Source organism: Amycolatopsis ultiminotia, assembly GCF_039536925.1.
Classification (GTDB): Bacteria; Actinomycetota; Actinomycetes; order Mycobacteriales; family Pseudonocardiaceae; genus Amycolatopsis; species Amycolatopsis ultiminotia.
In genome coordinates this window covers 141,822-160,530 of sequence record NZ_BAAAZN010000005.1, presented here as the reverse complement: position 1 = coordinate 160,530, position 18,709 = coordinate 141,822, and the positions used below count along the sequence as shown (strand labels likewise).

Below are 18,709 nucleotides of genomic sequence, written 5' to 3'. Positions count from 1 at the left end.
GCTTGCTGTTCGGAGGTGAACCGGATGACCGTCCGGCGTGCGGATGCCCGGCGCAACTACGCGCGGATCCTCGCGGTGGCCGAGCAGGAGGTCGCGGCGCACGGGGCGGACGCCTCGCTGGAGCACATCGCGCGCGTCGCCGGGGTCGGCTCGGGAACTGTACGGCGGCACTTCCCCGGGCGGCGGGCGCTGCTGGAGGCGGTTTTCCGCGATCGGGTCGAGAGTTTGTGCGCTCGCGCCGGTGAGCTGGCCGAGACGGCGGACGCGCGCGCCGCGTTGCTGGAGTGGCTGGAACTGCTCACCGACTACGCGATCGACGCGCGGGGGTTGGCGAACGCCCTGCTCGCGGACCACGACAGCGCATCGAACGAGGGCTGTGCGGCGACGGTGGCCGAGGCGAGCGCACCCCTGCTTTCCCGCGCGGTGCGGGACGGCGTCGTGGCGCCCGAAGTGACCGCCGAGGACCTGCTGACGGTGATCGCCGGTCTCGCGCTCGCCACCGAACACGATCCTCCCGCGGCACGACGGCTGCTCGCGCTGGTCGTGGCGGGGATCAGCCCGCCACGGTGAGCGCTACGCGACGGACGCCGGTTCGTGGTGCCCGGTCTCTCCCCTGGTCACCGCGTGGTGGGCGCGGGCGAGGCGGCGGACCGCCTCGGTGAGCTGGTCGTCCGGGAGTGTGTAGGGGAGCCGGACGTTGCGTTCGAACGCGCCGCCGACGCCGAACCTCGGCCCGGCGGCGATCGTGACCCCGTACTCGGGCGCGATGGCCGCGAGCCGCGAGCTGATCGGTTTCGGGAACGTCGTCCACAGCGCCAGCCCGCCCGGCGGCTGCGGGACGGCAAGCTGCGGTAGCTGTCCGGCAAGCGCCGCGCGCAGGGTTTCCCGCTGTGCGCGCACTTTCTCCAGCCGCGCGCTCTGGTAGGTGTCCGGCCCGTCCAGCAGCACCGCGGTGGCGAGCTGTTCGAGCACCGGGGTGCCGAGGTCGAGGCCGGACCGGAGCTGGGCGACGCGATCGAGCAGGGCGGGACGCGCCCGGATCCAGCCGATCCGCAGTCCGCCCCAGATGCTCTTGGCGGCAGAGCCGATGCTGATCGCGGACGGGTGGTACCGCGCGAATGCCTCCGGAACGGGCTGGTCCAGTGCCAGCTCGGCCATCGTCTCGTCGACCAGTACCGGACAGCCGGGGGAAAGCCGTTCCCGTACTGCCGAAGGCATGCACCGGCCGGTCGGATTGTGGAAATCCGGGATGAGGTAGGCCAGGTCCGCGTCCCGGCTCACCGCGCGGAGCTGTCCGGCGTCCCAGCCTTCCGGGGTGAGCGCGACCGGGAGCAGCCGGGCGCGTGCGTCGGTGAATGTCCGGATCGCGTGCGGATACGTCGGGTGGTCGAGCACGATCCGGTCGCGTGGCGAGACGAGGGTCCTGGTCAGCAGGGCCAGTGCGTGCTGGGCGCCGTTGGTGATCAGCACATGGTCGGGTGAGGTGGGCAGGCCACGGCGTTCGTACCGGCGGGCGACCGCTTCCCGCAGCACCGTGATCCCGTGCCGGTCGTAGCCGTGCCGGTCGAAGTGCCGGGGCAGCTGTTGGAGCGCGGCCGTGTACGCGGAGTGCAGGACCTCGACGGGGGCGGGCGGGGCGGCGACCGACAAATCGATCGTCTCGCCCGGCGAAGCGGAGGGCAGGTGAGGCGCCTGCCCTCCGGGAAGCCGGACGGTTGCCCGGGACCGTGGGCTGGTGGCGAGGTACCCGTGGTCGACCAGGGCGCGGTAGGCGGTGCTCACGGTGGTGCGGCTCGCGCCGAGCGCGGTGGCCAGGTCGCGTTCGCCGGGCAGCGCGGTGCCGAGCGCCAGCCGGCCGTCCAGGACCAGCAACCGCAGCCGGTCGGACAGCGCTCGGTGTGCTGGTCCCGGTCCGTTCCGCCAGGTACCGAGCATCCGGACGACGGCGTGTGCACTGATTCGCATAGCGCCAGTATCGCGGATCTGGCTATGGAATAAGTGGCCAGAGGACGATCAGGCTGGAAAGGTGACTTCTCCGATCGTCCGCATGGGCGCGCTCGCGCAGCTGCGTGCCGGGCGCAAACTCCGCCGCATTCCGCAGCTGCTGGTCGGCCTCGTCGGTTACGGGGCTTCGGTGATGGCCCTTGTGCAGTCCGGGCTCGGCGCGGCGAGCTGGAACGTGCTGACCGAGGGGATCGCCGGGATCACGCAGCTGTCGTTCGGCTGGGCGTCGAACCTGGTCGCGCTGACCGTGCTCGTCGCCTGGATCCCGATCCGCGAGCTGCCCGGGATCGGCACCGTGCTCAACGTGGCGGTGATCGGGATCTCCGCGGACGCCGCGGCGCGCTTCCTGCCGGTGCCGCACGGGTTCGCCGCCCAGCTCGGTTACCTGCTCGGCGGTCTGGTGGCGCTGGCGTTCTTCGACGCGCTGTACCTCGGCGCGCAGTTCGGCTCCGGACCGCGCGACGGGCTGATGACCGGTCTCGTCCGGCTCACCGGGAGGCCGGTCGCCGTGGTGCGCACCGGGATCGAGGTCCTCGTTGCGGTGACCGGCTGGCTGCTCGGCGGGACGGTCGGCTTCGGCACCGTGGTGATCGCGGTGTGCTTCGGCCCGCTCGTCGGCCTCTTCCTGCCCTGGCTGACGGTGCGGCTGTCCACATCGGAACCGGACAAGGCATGACGCAGTGTCACTGGTGGTGCGGCGGCAGGTGCGCAATGCTGGGGGCCGATCCGCCGCCCCGACCCCGGAGACCCAGCCATGCAGCCCAGCCCACCGCACACGGCGGACCGGCGATCCGGATCGGCGACGCAGGAGCGGCTGCGCAAGCTCAACCTCCTCTCGTTGCTCCCGCCGCTCGCCGTGGTGGGGATCCTGCTGCTGGCGGTCGGCAGCAAGACCTGGTGGCACGCGGTCGTGCTGTCGGTCGCGCTGCTGGCCGCGATGATCGTCGTCGTGCAGTGGGCGAGCGGAAAGGTCTTCTCGGTCGCGTTGCCCTGCGTGCTCGTGACCGCGGCGGTGTGGCCGGTCGGCGCGCTGCTGATGAACGTGACCACGGCGTTCTACAGCTTCAACATCGCCGCTTCACTGGTCATCCCCGAGCTGCGGCGGCACCGGGGCCTGCTGGCGGTGGGACAGGTCGGCTACGTGGCCGCGGTGGGGGTGGTGCGTGTCTTCACCGGCCAAGGCGAGGGGTCTCACGCGCTGATCGGGTTCGTCGTCTTCCCCACCGGCGCGACCGCGCTGGTGGCCGCACTCATGTTCGTCAGCAAGCGGTTCTACGACCTCGTGACGGAGCTGGACCTCGCCCGTGGCCGGGAAGCGGAGCTGGCCGTGATGCGCGAACGGATGCGGTTCGCCAGCGATCTGCACGACATCCAGGGGCACACGCTGCACGTGGTGAAGCTGAAGATCACCCTCGCCGAGAAGCTGTTGCACCGGGACCTCGACCGGGTAGCGCAGGAACTGCGGGAAGTGCACACCCTGGTCGGCGACACCATCACGCAGACCAAGGAACTCGCGCACGCGCAGCGCAGGCTCAATCTGGCCACCGAGCTGGAAAACGCGAAGAACCTGTTCGAGGCGGCCGGCATCCACGTGCGGATCGTGCGTGCGGCCGAGGCCGACCCCCGCGTCGGCGAGCTGCTCGGTCAGGTGCTGCGCGAGACCACGACCAACATCCTCCGGCACGCGCAGGCAAGGCAGGTGCACATCGTGCTCGCGGAATCGAGCATTTCCATCGTGAACGACGGCGCACAGGACGCCCCGCTCCCGCAGCTGCGTGGGCTTTCCACGCTCGGCCAACGGCTGGCCGACAACGGAGGCGAGTTGAAGGTCGAGCAGAACTCCGGACGGTTCCGCACTGCCGCCGGCTTCCCGCAAGTCCGTGCGGATGCCGTTCCGGCGATGTCCTCGGCGGGTGCGGACCGCCGATGACCACCGTGGTGCTCGCCGACGACGAAGCGTTGCTCCGCAAGGCACTCGCCGCCCTGCTGCCGCTCGAAGGGGACATCACCGTGCTCGCCGAAGCCGAGGACGGTGAATCCGCCACCGAGGCCACCCTGGCGCACGAGCCCGACGTGCTCGTGATCGACCTCGAGATGCCCGGCGTCGACGGACTCGGCGCGGTCGCGGCGATCCGCCGGGTCCGCCCGGACCAGGTGATCCTCATGCTGACCCGGCACGCCCGGCCGGGCGTGCTGCGCAAGGCGCTCAAACTGGGGGTACAGGGTTTCGTCAGCAAATCGGCGGAACCGGCGCACATCACGTCGGTGATCACGGCACTGCACGAGGGCAGGCGCTGGATCGACCCGGACGTGTCGGCGCTCGCGGTGGTGGACGACTGCCCGCTGACCGATCGCGAACTCGACGTGCTGCGGGGAACCGCGGAAGGGTTTTCGGTGGCGGACATCGCCACGCAGCTGCACCTGGCGGAGGGGACGGTGCGCAACTACCTCTCGAACGCCATGCAGAAGACCCAGACCCGAACCCGGCACGAAGCGGCCCGCTACGCGCGCGAACACGACTGGCTGTAGGGCAAGGCTGCCGGGTGGGACGGCGGTGCTCCCCGCATCGGCACCGCGTTGCCACGGGCCGTGGTGGCTGGCTCAGGGGACACCGGTGGCACGGCGGTGACCTTGAGGGCGTCGGCACCGCGCTGCCACGGGCCGTCCAGCAGCGCTGCGGCCGGATCATCGACGGCATCCGGACTGCGCAGGCGGTGGTTCAGGCGTTGCCCAGCACCCGGGTCACGGTGAGTTCCAGGACCACGCGTTGTGGGTTCTCCCGGGGCTGCCGGTAACGGCGGGCGTGGCGTTCCTCGGCGTCCTGTACCGAAGCGGGGTCGTTGCGCAGGCGGAGCCTGCCCTCCAAAGTGGACCACTTTCGGCCTTCGAACTGGCAGACGGCGGCGGCCAGGCCTGCTTCGCCCGCGGAGCGGACCAGGCGGGCTTTGTGCGAGGTGCCCGAGGTGATCACCCTGGCGAGGCCGTGCTCGAAATCCACCGTCACGCTCACTGCGACCACGTGCGGACTGCCGTCCGGGCGCACGGTGGTGAGCGAAGCGTGCCGGCGTTCGGTCCAGAACTGCCGGAAGGCTTCGCCGCGATCGAGGTCCATGGGCGGCACGCTAGCCGAGAGAAAAATTCAACCGTGTGTTGACCTCTTCAACATGCAGTTGTAGCGTTCCGCGCACCACGACGCCCTGGAGGTTCCGCATGTCGTCGCCGCTTCGTTCCCGTGGCCGGCAGGCCGCCCTGCTCGCCGGTGTGCTCGCGCTCGTCACCACCGCCTGCGGCGGCGGCCCCGACGGGGCCGGCGGCGGGCAGCAGACCGCCGAGTCCGGCGCCATTCCGGACAACCACGCCGTGCTCGAGTCGGTGCAGGCGGATCCGCAGCTCACCGCCGCGTTGCCGGCTGCGCTGGCCAAGTCGAAGACGCTGCGGCTGGCGTCCAACATCCAGTCCGCGCCGAACAACTTCTACTCGGCCGACGGCAAGACCCCGATCGGCTACGAGGTCGACATCGCGAAGGCGATCGGCGCGAAACTCGGCGTCACCGTGACCCATCAGGATCTGGCGTTCGGCTCGCTGATCACCAGCCTGCAGTCCGGCCGGGTCGAGGCGACCATGGCCGCGATGAACGACACGGCGGAACGCCAGCAGCAGATCGACTTCGTGGACTACTTCTCCTCCGGCATCACGATCATGACCCGCAAGGGCAACCCCGACGCGATCACCGGGCCGGACACGTTGTGCGGCAAGAACGTTGCCGTGGTGCAGGGCACGAGCCACCAGAAGTTCGCCACCGCGCAGAGCACGAAGTGCACCCAGGCGGGCAAGCAGGCGATCACCGTCACGGCCACCGACAGCGACACGCAGAACCAGAACCAGCTGCGCACCGGCCGGGTCGCGGCGATCCTGAACGACCTGCCCAGCGCGGTCTACATCTCCCGCACGGCAGGCGAGGGCAAGTTCTTCGAAGTCGTGCCGGGGCAGCCGATCGAGGGCGGGCCGTACGGCATCGGGTTCGCCAAGAACAACGCAAAGCTGCGCGACACGGTGAAGCAGGCGTTGCAGGAACTGATCACCGACGGCACGTACGGCAAGATCCTCCAATCCTGGGGCGTGGAGCAGGGTGCGGTGAAGGAGGCGGCGGTCAATGGCGGAAGCTGAACCGCTGCCGATCGTCCGGCTGCGGCACTGGGGCCGCTGGGTCGCCGCGGCGGTGATCGTCGCACTGCTCGTGCTGCTCGGCCTCGCACTCGCGCAGGCGCAGATCGACTGGGCCTCGGTGCCGGATTTCGTGTTCTACCGCGTGATGGCGCTCGGATTGCTCAACACGGTGGTGCTCGCGGTGATCGCGCAGGCTGTCGCCATCGTGCTCGGCATCGTGATCGCCTTGCTGCGGCGCAGCGCCAATCCGGTGGCGAGGTGGTTCGCGGCGGCCTACATCTGGCTGTTCCGCGGACTTCCGGTACTGCTGCAGATCCTGATCTGGTACAACCTCGCGCTGATCTTCCCGGTCATCTCGGTCCGGCTGCCGTTCGGCGGTTATCTGGTGCACGAGCAGACGAACCTGTTGATCAGCGCGTTCACCGCGGCGCTGCTCGGCCTGGCGCTGAACGAGAGCGCGTACATGGCCGAAATCGTGCGGGCCGGGTTGAACAGCGTGGACACCGGACAGACCGAGGCGGCCAAGTCGATCGGCATGACGCCCGGCGCGACGCTGCGCCGGGTGGTGCTGCCGCAGGCGATGCGCGTGATCATCCCGCCGACCGGCAACGATTTCATCAACATGCTCAAGGGCACGTCGATGGCCTCGGTGATCGGCGTGACCGAGCTGATCCACGCGGCCAACAACATCTCCTCGAACAACCTGCTGGTGATGGAAACGCTGATCGCTGCGGCGATCTGGTACATGGTCGTGGTCACCGTGGCCGGTGTCGGGCAGCACTATCTGGAGCGGGCCTTCGACGCGAGCGATCGCGGACCCGCCGCGCGGGCGGGCAAGGCGCTGCGCGGGATGCCGCTGGTACGGAGTGCCGGTGTCTGAGCCATTGCTGCGAGCGGTCGGGGTGCGCAAGGCCTACGGCCACACCGAGGTGCTCAAGGGCATCGATCTGGAAGTCCGCAAAGGACAGGTGGTGTGCCTGCTCGGTCCTTCCGGTGCGGGGAAGAGCACCTTCCTGCGGTGCCTGAACCACCTCGAGACGATCGATGGCGGGCAGGTGTGGGTGGACGGCGAGCCGATCGGCTTCCGGCTGCGCGGCGGCAAGCTCTACGAGCTGCGGGAGAAGGACGTCGCCAGGCAACGGCGGGACATCGGCATGGTGTTCCAGCGGTTCAACCTGTTCGGGCACCGCACGGTGCTGGAGAACGTGGTCGAGGGGCCGGTGCGGGTACTCGGCACGCCCGTGGGCAAGGCCCGGTCCGAAGCGCTGGAGCTGCTGGAACGGGTCGGGCTCGCGCAGCGCGCGGACGCCTATCCGGCACAGCTGTCCGGCGGCCAGCAGCAGCGCGTGGCGATCGCCCGGTCGCTGGCCATGAAACCCAAGCTGATGCTGTTCGACGAACCGACCTCGGCGCTCGACCCCGAGCTGGTGGGCGAGGTGCTCGCGGTGATGAGTACGTTGGCGAGGGAGGGGATGACGATGGTGGTCGTGACGCACGAGATGGCTTTCGCCGCGGAGGCCGCGGACGAGGTGGTGTTCCTCGCCGACGGCGCGGTGGTCGAGACCGGGCCGCCGGAGAAGGTGCTGAAGGATCCGGCACACGAGCGCACCCGCCAGTTCCTCGCGCGGGTCCTGCCGTGATCCGGCTCCCGCCGCGTTATCTGCTCCAGTTCGACGAATCCGCAGGCTACCTGGACTTCGCCCGGTTCGGCCCGCCCTCGCACGCGGTGCTCGACACCACGGCGAGCCTGCTGGACGCGGCAACCAGGGCCGGTCCGTCCACTGTGGACGAGTTGATGCGGCAGGAGACCAGGGCCAAGGCGGCGGCCGCACGGCTGTGCGGCAGCGACACCGACCACACCGTGCTGCTCCCGCACACCAGCCTCGGGTTGTTCCAGGCTGCGTTCAACAGCAGCGGGGAAGTGCTGGTGTCGGCCGCGGAATTCCCGGCGAACACCTATCCGTGGGCACGGGCCGAGCAGCTCGGCCGGGTCCGCACGCGGTGGCTTGACGGCGGCTACGTGACACCCGAGCGCGTCGCGGCGGCACTCACGCCGGAGACCACGGTGGTTTCGGTCAGCGCAGTGGATTTCCGCACCGGCTTCCGCGCGGATCTGGCCGCGTTGCGCGAGGTCGTCGGCGACCGGTTGCTGATCGTGGACGGGATACAGGGCTTCGGCGTGCTCGACGCGCCGTGGGAGGTCGCCGACGTGCTGGTGGTCGGTGGCCAGAAGTGGCTGCGGGCGGGCTGGGGCACCGGATTCGCGGTGCTGTCGGACCGGGCGCTGGACCGGATGGACCCGGTGCTGTCCGGCTGGACCGGCGCCCGCGATCCGGGCCTGTTCGACGACAAGATCCATCCGGCCGAGCCGACCGCGGCGGGCTGGTCGATCTCCAACCTCAGCCCGATCACCTCCGGTGCGTTCGCCGTGGCACTCGAACTGGTCGAGGAAGCCGGGGTCGCCGCGATCGCGGACCGGATCGGCCGGCGCGTCGGGGAGCTGGAGGACGTACTGCGCTCGTGCGGGGCGGAGATCGTGTCGGCGACCGAACGGCGGGCCGGGATCCTCGCCTTCACCCTGCCCGGCCACCCGGCCGAGCAGGTCGGTGCCGCGCTGAACGCGGCCGAGATCGCGGCGACGGTCCGGCCGGAGCACGTCCGGCTCTCCCCGCACGCGTCCACCCCGGCCGCCGCTGCCGAGCACCTGCGTTCGGCGCTGGAGACCCTGACCCGGCCACGGAAATCGTTTGCGGTGACGGCACCCGCGCACACCGGTGCCACGCACGAACTGCTCACCGCGCTGATCCCCGCGGTCGAGGGCCTGGCCGCGATGCTCGGACCCGGCAACGAGGTGCTGCTGCACGACCTGTCCCGGCTGCCCGATTCGATTGTCGCCATCGCCGGCGACCTCACCGGCCGCACGGTCGGCGGCCCGATGACCGACCTGCTGCTCGGCCTGGTCCGCCGCGGCACCACGCAGGACCTGACGAACTACCGCACGCACGGCCCGGACGGTCGCGCGATCCGCTCGTCCACGCTGTTCCTGCGTGATGCCGACGGCGTGGCGATCGGCTGCCTGTGCGTGAACAGCGAACTGCCCGGCGCGGTCCCCGCGGAAACCCCGGCGCGCGACGAGACGTTCCCCCCGGACGTCGACAGCCTGCAGCGGTTCCTCGTGACCCGGGCGATCGGCAAGGCCGGGATTCCGGTGGAGCTGATGAAGAAACGGCACAAGGCGGCCGTGGTGTGCGAACTCGAGGAGGCCGGGTACTTCCTGATCAAGGACGCGGTGGACCACCTGGCCGGCCACCTGGACGTGACCCGCTACACGATCTACAACTACCTCAACGAGATCCGCGGCTGAGCGGTGCACCCGGCCGGGTCGCGTGCTCGGTGATGAGGTTCCGCACCGTGTGGTAGGCGGGCTTGGGCCGGTAGTCGTCGCGCAGCAGGCCGAAGCGGTTCTCCCTGGGGCCGGTGGTGCAGCCGTCGCGCAGGCCGAAGAGTTCGTAGGTGTCGACGTGGAGTTCGGCCGCCAGGCCGAAGACCGTTTCGGCGACCGTACGCAGGACCCTGGCCTGCGCCGGCTCGCCGTGATCGGGTCCGGTGGGCCAGCCGGTTTCCGTGACGTGGATGGGTACGCGCGCGGGAATGCCGATGGCTGAAGCGGATTCGCGGAACGAGCGCAGGACGTGCGCCACCGCGCCGGGCAGGACGTCCGGTGGCGCCGGGCGGAACACGTCGGGGAAGAAGTCGAGGCCGAGATAGTCGATGCGGTCGAGCACCCCGGGATCCACCCTGGACTGCACCGAAGGCCAGAACGGGTCGCCGGGCAGCGCGACCGCGGCGTTGAACCCGACGGCCACCTCGGCGCCGAGCCGGTCCCGTTCGGCCACTGCCGCGGTGATTCCCGCGGCGAGGGCGTCGTAGCAGCCGGGACGTCCGCCGTCCAGCGGCGCCGGCACGTTGACCTCTTCGCAGACCTGGAGCTTGCCGCCGCCGAGTTCGGCGACTTCCCGGACCGCGCCGCGGATCGCGGCGGCGAACCCCGCCGGATCGGGCTGGTCGCTGCCATAGCCGAACACGACGTCCGCGACCCGGCCTCCGCCGAGATAGGGCGAGAGGTCTTCCGGTGTCGGCGGCTGGGTACTGCGGTAGCTGCGATAGCCGCGCACGTAAAACCGGGTGGTACCGGCGGACAGCTGCCGCAGTGCCTCGGTGGTGCGCTCGATGTCCTCCGGCGGCGCCGGGATGAACGTGTCCAGCCGCACGAGGTCGCTGGGCACGACGCCGGGCCAGATGCCGAACGTGATCATCGGTCTCCCTCGTCTCGGATAGTCGTATACGAGCAGCGTACTCGTATACGACTATTTGCGCTATCCTGTCCGGGTGCCGCAGAACGCCTTGGACAACCCGCTCGTGCTGCCGATGCTGGGGCTGCTCGTGGAAAGCCCCCGCCATCAGTACGCGCTGCTGCGCGAACTGCGCACGAGGTATGCCTTCCTGCCGGTGAAGACCGCGACGGTGTACACGCTGGTGCAATCGCTTGCGCAGGAAGGGCTCGTGTCGGTGGCGGAAACGGGGGAGCGCCAGCAGGTCACCCTGACCGAGGCCGGGCTTGCCGACTTCCGTGCGCGGGTGGAGCGGCAGCTGGCAGAGAGCGATCCGAACGCCGATGCCCGGTTCCTGATCGCGCTGGCCTACCTCGGGGTGCTGCCCCGGGACCGAGCGGTGGGTCTGCTCCGGGAACGGGCCGACGGTCTGCGTGCCGACCGGCAGGCGCTGACCGCCACGATCGAACGGGCCGGGGTCGAGGAACTGCACATGATCGAGGCGCATTTCCTCGCGTCCCGGCTCCGGCACGACGCCACCTGGCTCGCCCGGCTGGCCGGCCGGCTCGAGGCGGGCGAACTGGACCGGCGCTGACCCGGCCCGCGGCTTACCCCGCCGCGGGCCGGTGCGGAATCGGGTGGCTGGTTACCGGTCGTATGGCGGGTGCGGAATCCGGTGGTTGTCACTGACCGTGTGGCCGGCTACCAGTCCAGCGACCCGGTCTGTGTCGAGCCCGGCGGCGAGTTCTCGTGCCGGACACCGTGGCCCGTCCCGTGGTCAGCGCAGGAAGTCCTCCACTGCGGTCGCGGCTGTGGTGATTCCGCCGTGTGCGCGGATTTCCTTGCGCAGTTCGGTCAGGCGGGCGGCTGTCTCGGGGGAGCCGGCCACGCTGTCGACGGCTTCGCGCAGGGTTTCCGCGGTGACCTGGTCGGCGGGCAGGTGCTTGCCGACGCCCAGTGACTCCAGTTGTGCGGCGTTGCCGAACTGGTCGACGGCCTGCGGGATGGCGACCGTGGGCACGCCGTACCACAGCGACTCCGTGCAGCTGCCCATCCCGGCGTGCGTGACGAACGCCGATGCGGCCTCCAGTACGGCCAGCTGCGGCACTCGCTCGTGCACCTCGAACGACGACGGCAGCGGGCCGAGGTCGTCGGCGGACACGTGCTTGCCGATCGTCAGCACCACGTGCCAGCGACCGTCGGCGAACGCGGTGACGCACGCGCGGTAGACGTCGAGCTGGTCGGTGTAGGAGGTGCCGAAAGACACCAGCAGCACCGGTTTCCCGTCCGACGGTGGGGTCCAGCCGCCCTCGGTGAGCCGTTCCGGATCGAGGCACGGCCCGACGAACCGGACATTCGACGGCACGCGCTCGGCATTCGGCTGCATTGCGCGCGGGATCAGCGACAGGATGTGCGCCGGATGGCCGAGCCAGTCCCAGCCGTCTTCCTCGATGCCGTTTTTCCGCAGCCACGCGGTGTTCGCCCGGTCGTAGTCCATTCCGGACGGTGAGCTGCGGATGGCCTGCAGGGTCTCGGCCAGGTCCTGCTCGTAGCCGTCCCACGCGACGAGCGCGGGGGAGAGCTGGACCGCGGGCACGCGGTAGCGGTGGCCGAGCACCGGTGCACCGAGGCCGCCGATGTCGTAGAGCAGCAGATCCGGCCGGTCCTCGTCGAACCTCGCGGTGAGCTGCGGGTGGATGGTGATCGCCTCGTCGAGGAACACACGCATGGCCGTGGCGGGGTCGTCCGGCCATTCGGCGGACGGGCCGAACGGGAAGATCGTCGGATGCACCACCACGTCCGCACCGGTGCTCGCGACCAGTTCGGCCAGCGGCTCCCCGACGACGTAGCTGACCCGGTGCCCGCGCCGGACGAGCTCACGGATGAGGGCGAGGGAGGGATAGACGTGGCTGGGTGCACTGCAGCCGACCATGACGATGTGCTTGCCCACGAAGAGTCCTTTCCGGACGGAGAAGCGCCCGGCGCGCAGGAAGGGGACCGCCCGAACGGCGAGCGGCCCGAAGAGTCACGCCGGGATCAATGCCGGCGCAAGCGCACGAAGATCGTCATGGGAGACACCGTACCGGCGGGCCGGAGAACCGGCCAGCCGTTTTCCCGGCGCCCGGGTAGCGGACAACGACGACGGACCGGTTTCCCTGGCGTGACAGGGGTTTACTTGGTTGCACTGTGGCGCCGCTCGGGTGCGGTTGGTCTGTCGGCTGCGGGCAGGGCGCCGCCGATTTCGAACGTGACGAATCCGTCGAACACCGGGCGTTGCCGACAGGCCGCCGTCTACGCGTTTGAACCGGCAGGTGGTGGGCGTAGCGAGCCGATCCTGATGGACGACCGCATTCCCGCGGATCCGGCGATCACCCGGACCCACTTCCTGTCCGGCGTAGGGCAGCACACCTGGAACGGTCTCGACGACAACAACCAGGCCGCCGAGGTGATCATCACGTTCCTCGGCGGTGGGCCCGCGCCCCTGCCCGTCCGCCCCGGCAAGATCCACCGCGGTCCGCTTCGGGATGCGCACTACTTTTCACAGCCGTGGACTTTGTGGTACAAACTCCATACGTCGCACACCTGGGGGTTGGCATGACGGAAGCGTTCAGGCTGCGTGGCCTGGTCAAGAGATTCGGGGCGGTGCCTGCCGTCGACGGGGTTTCGGTGGATGTTGCGCGCGGGGAGGTGGTAGCGCTGCTGGGGCCGAACGGGGCGGGCAAGTCGAGCACCATCGACCTGCTGCTCGGGCTCAGCACGCCGGACCAGGGGGAGGTGCGGGTGTTCGGCGGCACCCCGCGCGCGGCACTCGACTCCGGGCGGATGGCGGCGATGGTGCAGAACGGTTTCCTGCTGCGGGACCTCACACCCGCCGAGCTGGTTCGGCTGCACCGGTCGATGTTCCGCACGCCGTTGCCGGTCGGGGAGATCTACGCGCGCGCCGGGATCGGGGAGTTCGCCGGGCGGCGGTGTGGCAGGTTGTCCGGCGGGCAGCTCCAGCGGGTCCGGCATGCGATCGCGCTCGCCGGTGATCCGGAACTGCTGGTGCTCGACGAGCCCACCGCGGCACTGGACGTGGACGCGCGGCGGACGTTCTGGGCGTCAATGCGGGAATTCACCGCTGGCGGGCGCACTGTGCTGTTCGCCACGCACTACCTCGCCGAAGCCGAGGACTACGCCGACCGCGTCGTGCTGATGCGCCAGGGACACGTCGTGGCCGACGGTCCGGTGGCGCAAGTGCGTGCGAACGTCACCGGTCGCGTGCTGCGGGCCCTCGTACCGGGGGCAGTGGAGAAGGACCTCGCCGCGTTGGACGGCGTGGCCAGCGCCCGATGCCAAGGCGAGCGTGCCGAACTCGCGTGCACCGATTCCGATCTCACGATCCGTGCGTTGCTGCGTGCGTTCCCGCGGGCGAGCGCGATCGAGATCACCGCCGCCGGTCTGGAGGAGGCCTTCCTGGCACTGACCGCGCAGCAACCGGCGCCACCGGAGTCGTCGGAGCAACCGGAACATCCGCAGCCACGGGAGGTGCTCCGATGAACCTCGTCTACCTCCGGCTGGAGATCCTCCGGATCATCCGCAGCCCGCAGTTCGCGTTGTTCACGATCGTCGTCCCGGTGGGTATGTTCCTGCTCTTCGGCGGCCTGTTCGGGGACGAGACCGGGCCGGGCGGGCTGAAGGCGAGCGTCACCACGATGATCAACATGGCCGCGTACGGCGCGATGAGCGGCGCGCTGTTCACCGGAACCAGAGTCGCGACCGACCGCACCGACGGCTGGCAACGGCAACTGCGTCTCACCCCGATGCGCGGGCCGGGCTACCTCGCGGTGAAGATCGCGTCGGCGATGGCGATGGCGCTGCCCGTGGTCGTGATCGTCTACCTGACCGGCGCACTGCGCGGGGTACAGCTGGACCTCGCGCAGTGGTTGCTCACCGCGGTCGCGCTGTGGCTGGGCGCGCTGCCGTTCGCGGTGCTCGGGTTGCTGCTCGGGTTGTTCGGCAAGGGCGACACGGTGGGTGCGATGACCGGCGCGCTGATGCTGCCGCTCGGGGTCTTCGGCGGGCTGTGGATGCCGCTGGCCTTCATGCCGGAGTGGATGTCCGACGTGGCCCATTTCACGCCGACCTACTGGCTCGGCCGGCTCGGCACGGTGGCGCTCGGACCCGGCGGTGGGCTCGGACCGGCGGTCGGCGTGCTGGCCGCGTGGCTGGTGCTGCCCGCGCTCGTGGTGCTGCGCCGGTTCCGGCTGGACCAGGGGAAGGTGGCCTGACGTGTTAGCTTCCGTGCTGTCTGTGGGGTCGGCACGGGGGAAGGGCATGAGGTGAACGAGGACGAGGTGGATCCGGCCGGCGAGGGGCAGTCGCTGTCCGCGGCCGAATCGCTGGACCTCATCGCCCGGCAGCACGAGCGGACGCGTCGTGAGCTTCGGACCAGCCCGGCGCGTCTGCTCGGGGTCTGGGCGCTCGCCTGGCTGGTCGGCTGGGGACTGGTCTACCTGTCCGACCACCGGGCCGGTGCACTGCTGCCCGGCTGGGCGGCGGCGGTCGTGGTCGGCGTGCTGTTCGTCTGCGCGATCGGCTACACCGCCTGGCACAGCACCCGGGTGAGCCGCGGCATCCGTGGTCCGTCGCGGCGGATCGGGCGGATGTACGGCTGGGCGTGGGTGATCTCGTTCGGCTCGATGTACCTGGTCGACCTCCGGCTGACGGATCTGCTCGGGGACCGGCCGGACGTGATCGCGCTGCTGTGGTCGGGCACCTCGATGTTGCTCACCGGCGCGCTCTACCTCGCGGGCGGGATGCTGTGGCAGGACCCGCTGCCCTACGGGTTCGGGGCCTGGATTTCGGTGTGCGGCGGGCTGAGCGTGCTGATCGGCGTACCGGGCAACTTCCTGGTGCTCTCGCTCGCAGGCGGTGGCGGTTTCGCGGTGGCCGCGGTGGTTTTCGTGGTGCGTGACCGGAAAGGCCGGGCCGCGCGGTGACCGGTCCCGCGCTGCCCGAGCTCGACCCGGTCATCCACGCGCAGGCCCGGCTCCGGGTCACCGTCGCGCTCGCCGGGCTGCGGCCCACCGACCAGATCACCTTTCCCCGGCTGCAGCAGCTGCTCGAAATGACCGCGGGCAACCTCTCCACGCACCTGCGCAAGCTGGAAGACGCCGAGTACGTGGAGATCACCAAAGCCTACGAGCACCGCACACCGGTCACGCTGGTGCGGCTCACCCGCAAGGGACGGACCGCGTTCGAGAGCTACACCGAGGCGTTGCACCGGCTGCTGGACGCCGGGACCTGACGTGGCTCGCTGGGTCGTGCACCTGGACCTCGACGCGTTCTACGCTTCGGCCGAACAGCTCACCCGGCCGACGCTGCGCGGGCGCGCGGTCGTGGTCGGCGGAACCGGATCGCGAGGGGTGGTGGCCGGTGCGAGTTACGAATCCCGCGAATACGGCGTGCGCTCGGCGATGCCGATGTCGCAGGCCCGCCGGCTGCTGCCGCCGGGCGCAGTGGTGCTGCCACCGCGGTTCCGGCTCTACGAACTGCTGAGCAAGCAGGTCTTCGACGTCGTCAGCGAGGTCGCGCCGGTGCTGGAACGGATCTCGCTGGACGAGGCGTTCGCCGAGCCACCGGGGCTGGCCGGTGCGTCGCCGCCGGAGGTGGCGGAGTTCGCCGAGCAGCTGCGGGCACGGATCCGTGAGCGGACCGGGCTGACCGCGTCGATCGGCGCGGGTGTCGGCAAACAGGTCGCGAAGATCGGTTCGGACCGGGCGAAACCCGATGGACTGCTGGTCGTGCCACCGGGCACCGAACGGGAGTTCCTGGCACCGCTGCCGGTGCGCGCGCTGTGGGGGATCGGCCCGGTCGCGGAGGCGAAACTCCGCACCATCGGCGTGCTCACCCTCGGCCAGCTGGCCGAACTGCCGGAGCCGGACGCGGTGTCGACGCTCGGCGGGGTCGTCGGACGGGAGCTGCGCCGGCTTGCCGGCGGGGCCGACGACCGCCCGGTCGCCGAACGCGGCGAGGCCAAGCAGGTAAGCGCGGAGACCACCTTCGAGACGGACGTGGTCGACTTGGCACGGTTGCGGGCCGAGGTCCGCAAGATCGCCGGCGCGGCGCACGCACGCCTGGTGAAGGCGGGCCGGGTGGCGCGCACCGTGGTGATCAAGCTGCGGCATACGGACATGAGCACGGTGACCCGTTCGGAAACCACCGCCTCCCCCACCGACGACCTCGACCAGCTTGCGGCCACCGCGGAACGGCTACTGCTCGACCCCACGGAGTTCGGTGGCGTCCGGCTGGCAGGTGTCGCATTCAGCGGCCTGTCCGTACCGCACCAGGACGCGTTGTTCTCGCTGACTGTCCCGGCGGCGGCCGCGCCGGTGCTCACCTCGGCACCGTCGCCCGGCGGCAGCGCGCCGTCGTCGACCTCCGGCTGGCGCCCCGGTGACGACGTGGTGCACGCGGAGCACGGCACCGGCTGGGTCCAGGGCGCGGGCCACGGCCGGGTCACCGTGCGGTTCGAGACGCGCACCTCCGGCCCGGGATCGGCCCGCACCTTCGAGCAGACCGATCCGGCGCTGACCCGCGGTCAGCCGTCGGACTGCTTGGCCTGAGCCGTCGTGGCCGCTGCCGCAGGCGAGGTCGACCACGGCGGCGGGCACAGCCGGCCACCGAGGGCTACGGAGGGTGCTGGTGTGCACGGTGCTGTCCTGATTTTTCCGGCGTGACCTGGGTGTCGGCCGATCGGTGTGCGGTGCCTGGCCGGGCCGGTCGGGCCGATCGGCGGGCATGCGGCAGGATGTGCCGCGCAGCCGGGCAAAGGGGATGAATGATGACGGGTTTCCGCCGCGAGCGTGGCGCGGCAGACGCCGGCGCACCGGACTCGGTCAGGATGAGCCCCGCCGACGCGGGACCTGCCGGGAGAGCAGGCATGCTGCGGGTGGGTGCGCTGGCCGGGGTGGCGTTGCTGCTCGCGGGGTGCGGCGGTGGGCCTGCCGCGCAACCGGCGCCGGACTCGCCGGGCGCGCCCGCCGGATCGGCTTCACCGGAGCCGGACGGGTTTTCCGTTGCCGCGACGGGTGATGTGCTGATCCACCCGCGGCTCACCGATCAGGCGAAGGCCGACGGCGGCGGCACCATCGACTACCGCCGGCTGCTCGCCGGGGTGAAGCCGGTGGTGTCCGGGGCCGATCTGGGGATCTGTCACCTCGAGACGCCACTTGCCCCGGAGGGTGGGCCCTACCACGGGTATCCGTCGTTCAGTGCGCCGCCGGAGATCGCGGATGCGTTGCGGGACACCGGGTACGACACCTGTTCCACGGCCTCCAACCACACCCTCGATCAGGGGACCTCCGGAGTCACGCGCACGCTGGACAAGCTCGACGAGACCGGGCTGAAGCACACCGGGTCCGCGCGGTCGTCCGAAGAGGCCGCGAAGCCGTTGATCCTCGACGTGCACGGGGTGAAGGTCGCCCAGCTGTCCTACGCCTTCGGCTTCAACGGTATCGAGCGGCCGGCCGGGAAACCGTGGCTGGCCAACGAAATCGACGCGGACGAAATCCTGGCCGCAGCGCACGCGGCGAAACAGGCCGGTGCCGAAGTGGTGATCGCGAGCATGCACTGGGGCGTCGAGTACCACCACGAGGTGACCGACGAGCAGCAGCAGCTGGCCGAAAAGCTGCTCGCCTCCCCGGATCTGGACCTGATCATCGGACACCACGCGCATGTGGTGCAGCCGTTCGCCAAAGTGGAGGGCAAGTGGGTCGCATTCGGACTGGGCAACGAGGTCGCCCGGCACGACGAACCGCGGGGCTCCACCGAAGAGGGCGTGGCGGCCCGCTTCCACTTCACCCGCGCCGGCGGGCACTGGAGCGTCGACCGCGCGGAGTACCTGCCCACCCTGATCGACCTCGGTCCGCCGATCCGGCTGCGGGATCTCACCGCCGCGCCGCCGACCCCGCGTGGCCAGGAAGCCTTGTCGAACACCGACAAAGTGGTCCTGTCCCGCGACGCCGGCGACGAAGGCCTGACCCGCCCGGGGCGCTGAGGCGCCCGGGGGTTGCTGGTGCGCCCGGGGTTGTTTGTGCGGCTGGGGTTGCTGGTGCGGCGTGGCTGGATTGCTGAGGCGCCCGGGGTTTGTTGGTGCGGCTGGTGGTTGTTGGTGCGCTGGGGGTTCTTGGTGAGCCGGGGGTTGTTGGTGCTGCGTGGCTGGA

Annotated in this window: 20 protein-coding genes; 16 read left to right on the top strand and 4 right to left on the bottom strand. The window is 70.5% G+C overall.

The window, feature by feature from the left end:
* The first annotated feature begins 24 nt into the window (after positions 1-24).
* Positions 25-570, top strand: coding sequence for a TetR/AcrR family transcriptional regulator (locus tag ABD793_RS13755; protein ID WP_344859574.1), 546 nt, complete (start codon positions 25-27; stop codon positions 568-570).
* Positions 571-573: 3 nt separating this feature from the next.
* Here ABD793_RS13755 and yczR read toward each other — a convergent pair whose 3' ends face one another.
* A complete protein-coding gene (gene yczR, locus ABD793_RS13750) occupies positions 574-1,965 on the bottom strand; it encodes a MocR-like transcription factor YczR (RefSeq protein ID WP_344859572.1) in 1,392 nt (463 codons plus the stop codon).
* A gap of 61 nt (positions 1,966-2,026) precedes the next feature.
* On the opposite strand from yczR, the gene yczE reads away from it, so the two are divergent.
* From yczE to ABD793_RS13735, 3 genes are all read left to right on the top strand, one after another.
* The gene (gene yczE / locus ABD793_RS13745; protein ID WP_344859571.1) at positions 2,027-2,680 is read left to right on the top strand and encodes a membrane protein YczE; all 654 of its coding nucleotides are present in this window, start codon (positions 2,027-2,029) and stop codon (positions 2,678-2,680) included.
* 78 nt (positions 2,681-2,758) lie between these two features.
* On the top strand, positions 2,759-3,934 hold the full coding sequence (locus ABD793_RS13740) for a sensor histidine kinase (protein ID WP_344859569.1): 1,176 nt from the start codon (positions 2,759-2,761) through the stop codon (positions 3,932-3,934).
* Positions 3,931-4,533, top strand: coding sequence for a response regulator (locus ABD793_RS13735; protein ID WP_344859567.1), 603 nt, complete (start codon positions 3,931-3,933; stop codon positions 4,531-4,533). Before ABD793_RS13740 ends, ABD793_RS13735 begins: the two co-directional genes overlap by 4 nt.
* 190 nt (positions 4,534-4,723) lie before the next feature.
* Here ABD793_RS13735 and ABD793_RS13730 read toward each other — a convergent pair whose 3' ends face one another.
* Positions 4,724-5,116 (bottom strand): pyridoxamine 5'-phosphate oxidase family protein, encoded by a 393-nt coding sequence (locus ABD793_RS13730; protein ID WP_344859565.1) that lies wholly within the window; start codon positions 5,114-5,116, stop codon positions 4,724-4,726.
* 98 nt (positions 5,117-5,214) lie between these two features.
* On the opposite strand from ABD793_RS13730, the gene ABD793_RS13725 reads away from it, so the two are divergent.
* The 4 genes from ABD793_RS13725 to ABD793_RS13710 are packed head-to-tail and all read left to right on the top strand — an operon-like array spanning position 5,215 to position 9,535.
* Positions 5,215-6,171, top strand: coding sequence for an ABC transporter substrate-binding protein (locus tag ABD793_RS13725; RefSeq protein WP_344859563.1), 957 nt, complete (start codon positions 5,215-5,217; stop codon positions 6,169-6,171).
* A complete protein-coding gene (locus tag ABD793_RS13720; protein WP_344859561.1) occupies positions 6,158-7,051 on the top strand; it encodes an amino acid ABC transporter permease in 894 nt (297 codons plus the stop codon). Before ABD793_RS13725 ends, ABD793_RS13720 begins: the two co-directional genes overlap by 14 nt.
* Complete coding sequence (locus ABD793_RS13715) at positions 7,044-7,811, top strand: amino acid ABC transporter ATP-binding protein (RefSeq protein ID WP_344859559.1); 768 nt, start codon at positions 7,044-7,046, stop codon at positions 7,809-7,811. Before ABD793_RS13720 ends, ABD793_RS13715 begins: the two co-directional genes overlap by 8 nt.
* Positions 7,808-9,535, top strand: a complete 1,728-nt coding sequence (locus ABD793_RS13710) for an aminotransferase class V-fold PLP-dependent enzyme (RefSeq protein ID WP_344859556.1) — start codon at positions 7,808-7,810, stop codon at positions 9,533-9,535. Before ABD793_RS13715 ends, ABD793_RS13710 begins: the two co-directional genes overlap by 4 nt.
* On the opposite strand, the gene ABD793_RS13705 is transcribed toward ABD793_RS13710, so the two are convergent.
* Positions 9,516-10,487, bottom strand: a complete 972-nt coding sequence (locus tag ABD793_RS13705) for a hypothetical protein (RefSeq protein ID WP_344859554.1) — start codon at positions 10,485-10,487, stop codon at positions 9,516-9,518. The genes ABD793_RS13710 and ABD793_RS13705 overlap by 20 nt on opposite strands.
* A 73-nt stretch (positions 10,488-10,560) precedes the next feature.
* Between ABD793_RS13705 and ABD793_RS13700 the strand changes: the two genes are divergently transcribed.
* A complete protein-coding gene (locus ABD793_RS13700; protein WP_344859552.1) occupies positions 10,561-11,097 on the top strand; it encodes a PadR family transcriptional regulator in 537 nt (178 codons plus the stop codon).
* A 183-nt stretch (positions 11,098-11,280) separates the two neighbouring features.
* On the opposite strand, the gene ABD793_RS13695 is transcribed toward ABD793_RS13700, so the two are convergent.
* Positions 11,281-12,453 (bottom strand): macrolide family glycosyltransferase, encoded by a 1,173-nt coding sequence (locus tag ABD793_RS13695; RefSeq protein WP_344859550.1) that lies wholly within the window; start codon positions 12,451-12,453, stop codon positions 11,281-11,283.
* Between ABD793_RS13695 and ABD793_RS13690 the strand changes: the two genes are divergently transcribed.
* The 7 genes from ABD793_RS13690 to ABD793_RS13660 all read left to right on the top strand — a co-directional run bounded on the left by ABD793_RS13690 (position 12,442) and on the right by ABD793_RS13660 (position 18,543).
* The gene (locus tag ABD793_RS13690) at positions 12,442-13,101 is read left to right on the top strand and encodes a hypothetical protein (RefSeq protein ID WP_344859548.1); all 660 of its coding nucleotides are present in this window, start codon (positions 12,442-12,444) and stop codon (positions 13,099-13,101) included. The two genes, ABD793_RS13695 and ABD793_RS13690, sit on opposite strands and share 12 nt — an antisense overlap.
* Positions 13,098-14,042: an ABC transporter ATP-binding protein gene (locus ABD793_RS13685; RefSeq protein WP_344859546.1), complete on the top strand. Its 945-nt coding sequence runs from the start codon at positions 13,098-13,100 to the stop codon at positions 14,040-14,042. The genes ABD793_RS13690 and ABD793_RS13685 overlap by 4 nt, the downstream gene beginning before the upstream one ends.
* Complete coding sequence (locus ABD793_RS13680) at positions 14,039-14,773, top strand: ABC transporter permease (protein WP_344859543.1); 735 nt, start codon at positions 14,039-14,041, stop codon at positions 14,771-14,773. Before ABD793_RS13685 ends, ABD793_RS13680 begins: the two co-directional genes overlap by 4 nt.
* 51 nt (positions 14,774-14,824) lie before the next feature.
* Entirely contained in the window at positions 14,825-15,484 is a 660-nt protein-coding gene (locus tag ABD793_RS13675) for a hypothetical protein (protein ID WP_344859540.1), read from the top strand.
* Positions 15,481-15,792, top strand: coding sequence for a winged helix-turn-helix domain-containing protein (locus ABD793_RS13670; RefSeq protein ID WP_344859538.1), 312 nt, complete (start codon positions 15,481-15,483; stop codon positions 15,790-15,792). The genes ABD793_RS13675 and ABD793_RS13670 overlap by 4 nt, the downstream gene beginning before the upstream one ends.
* A gap of 1 nt (position 15,793) precedes the next feature.
* On the top strand, positions 15,794-17,110 hold the full coding sequence (locus tag ABD793_RS13665) for a DNA polymerase IV (protein WP_344859536.1): 1,317 nt from the start codon (positions 15,794-15,796) through the stop codon (positions 17,108-17,110).
* A gap of 317 nt (positions 17,111-17,427) precedes the next feature.
* Complete coding sequence (locus ABD793_RS13660; protein WP_344860190.1) at positions 17,428-18,543, top strand: CapA family protein; 1,116 nt, start codon at positions 17,428-17,430, stop codon at positions 18,541-18,543.
* The last annotated feature ends 166 nt before the right edge of the window (positions 18,544-18,709 follow it).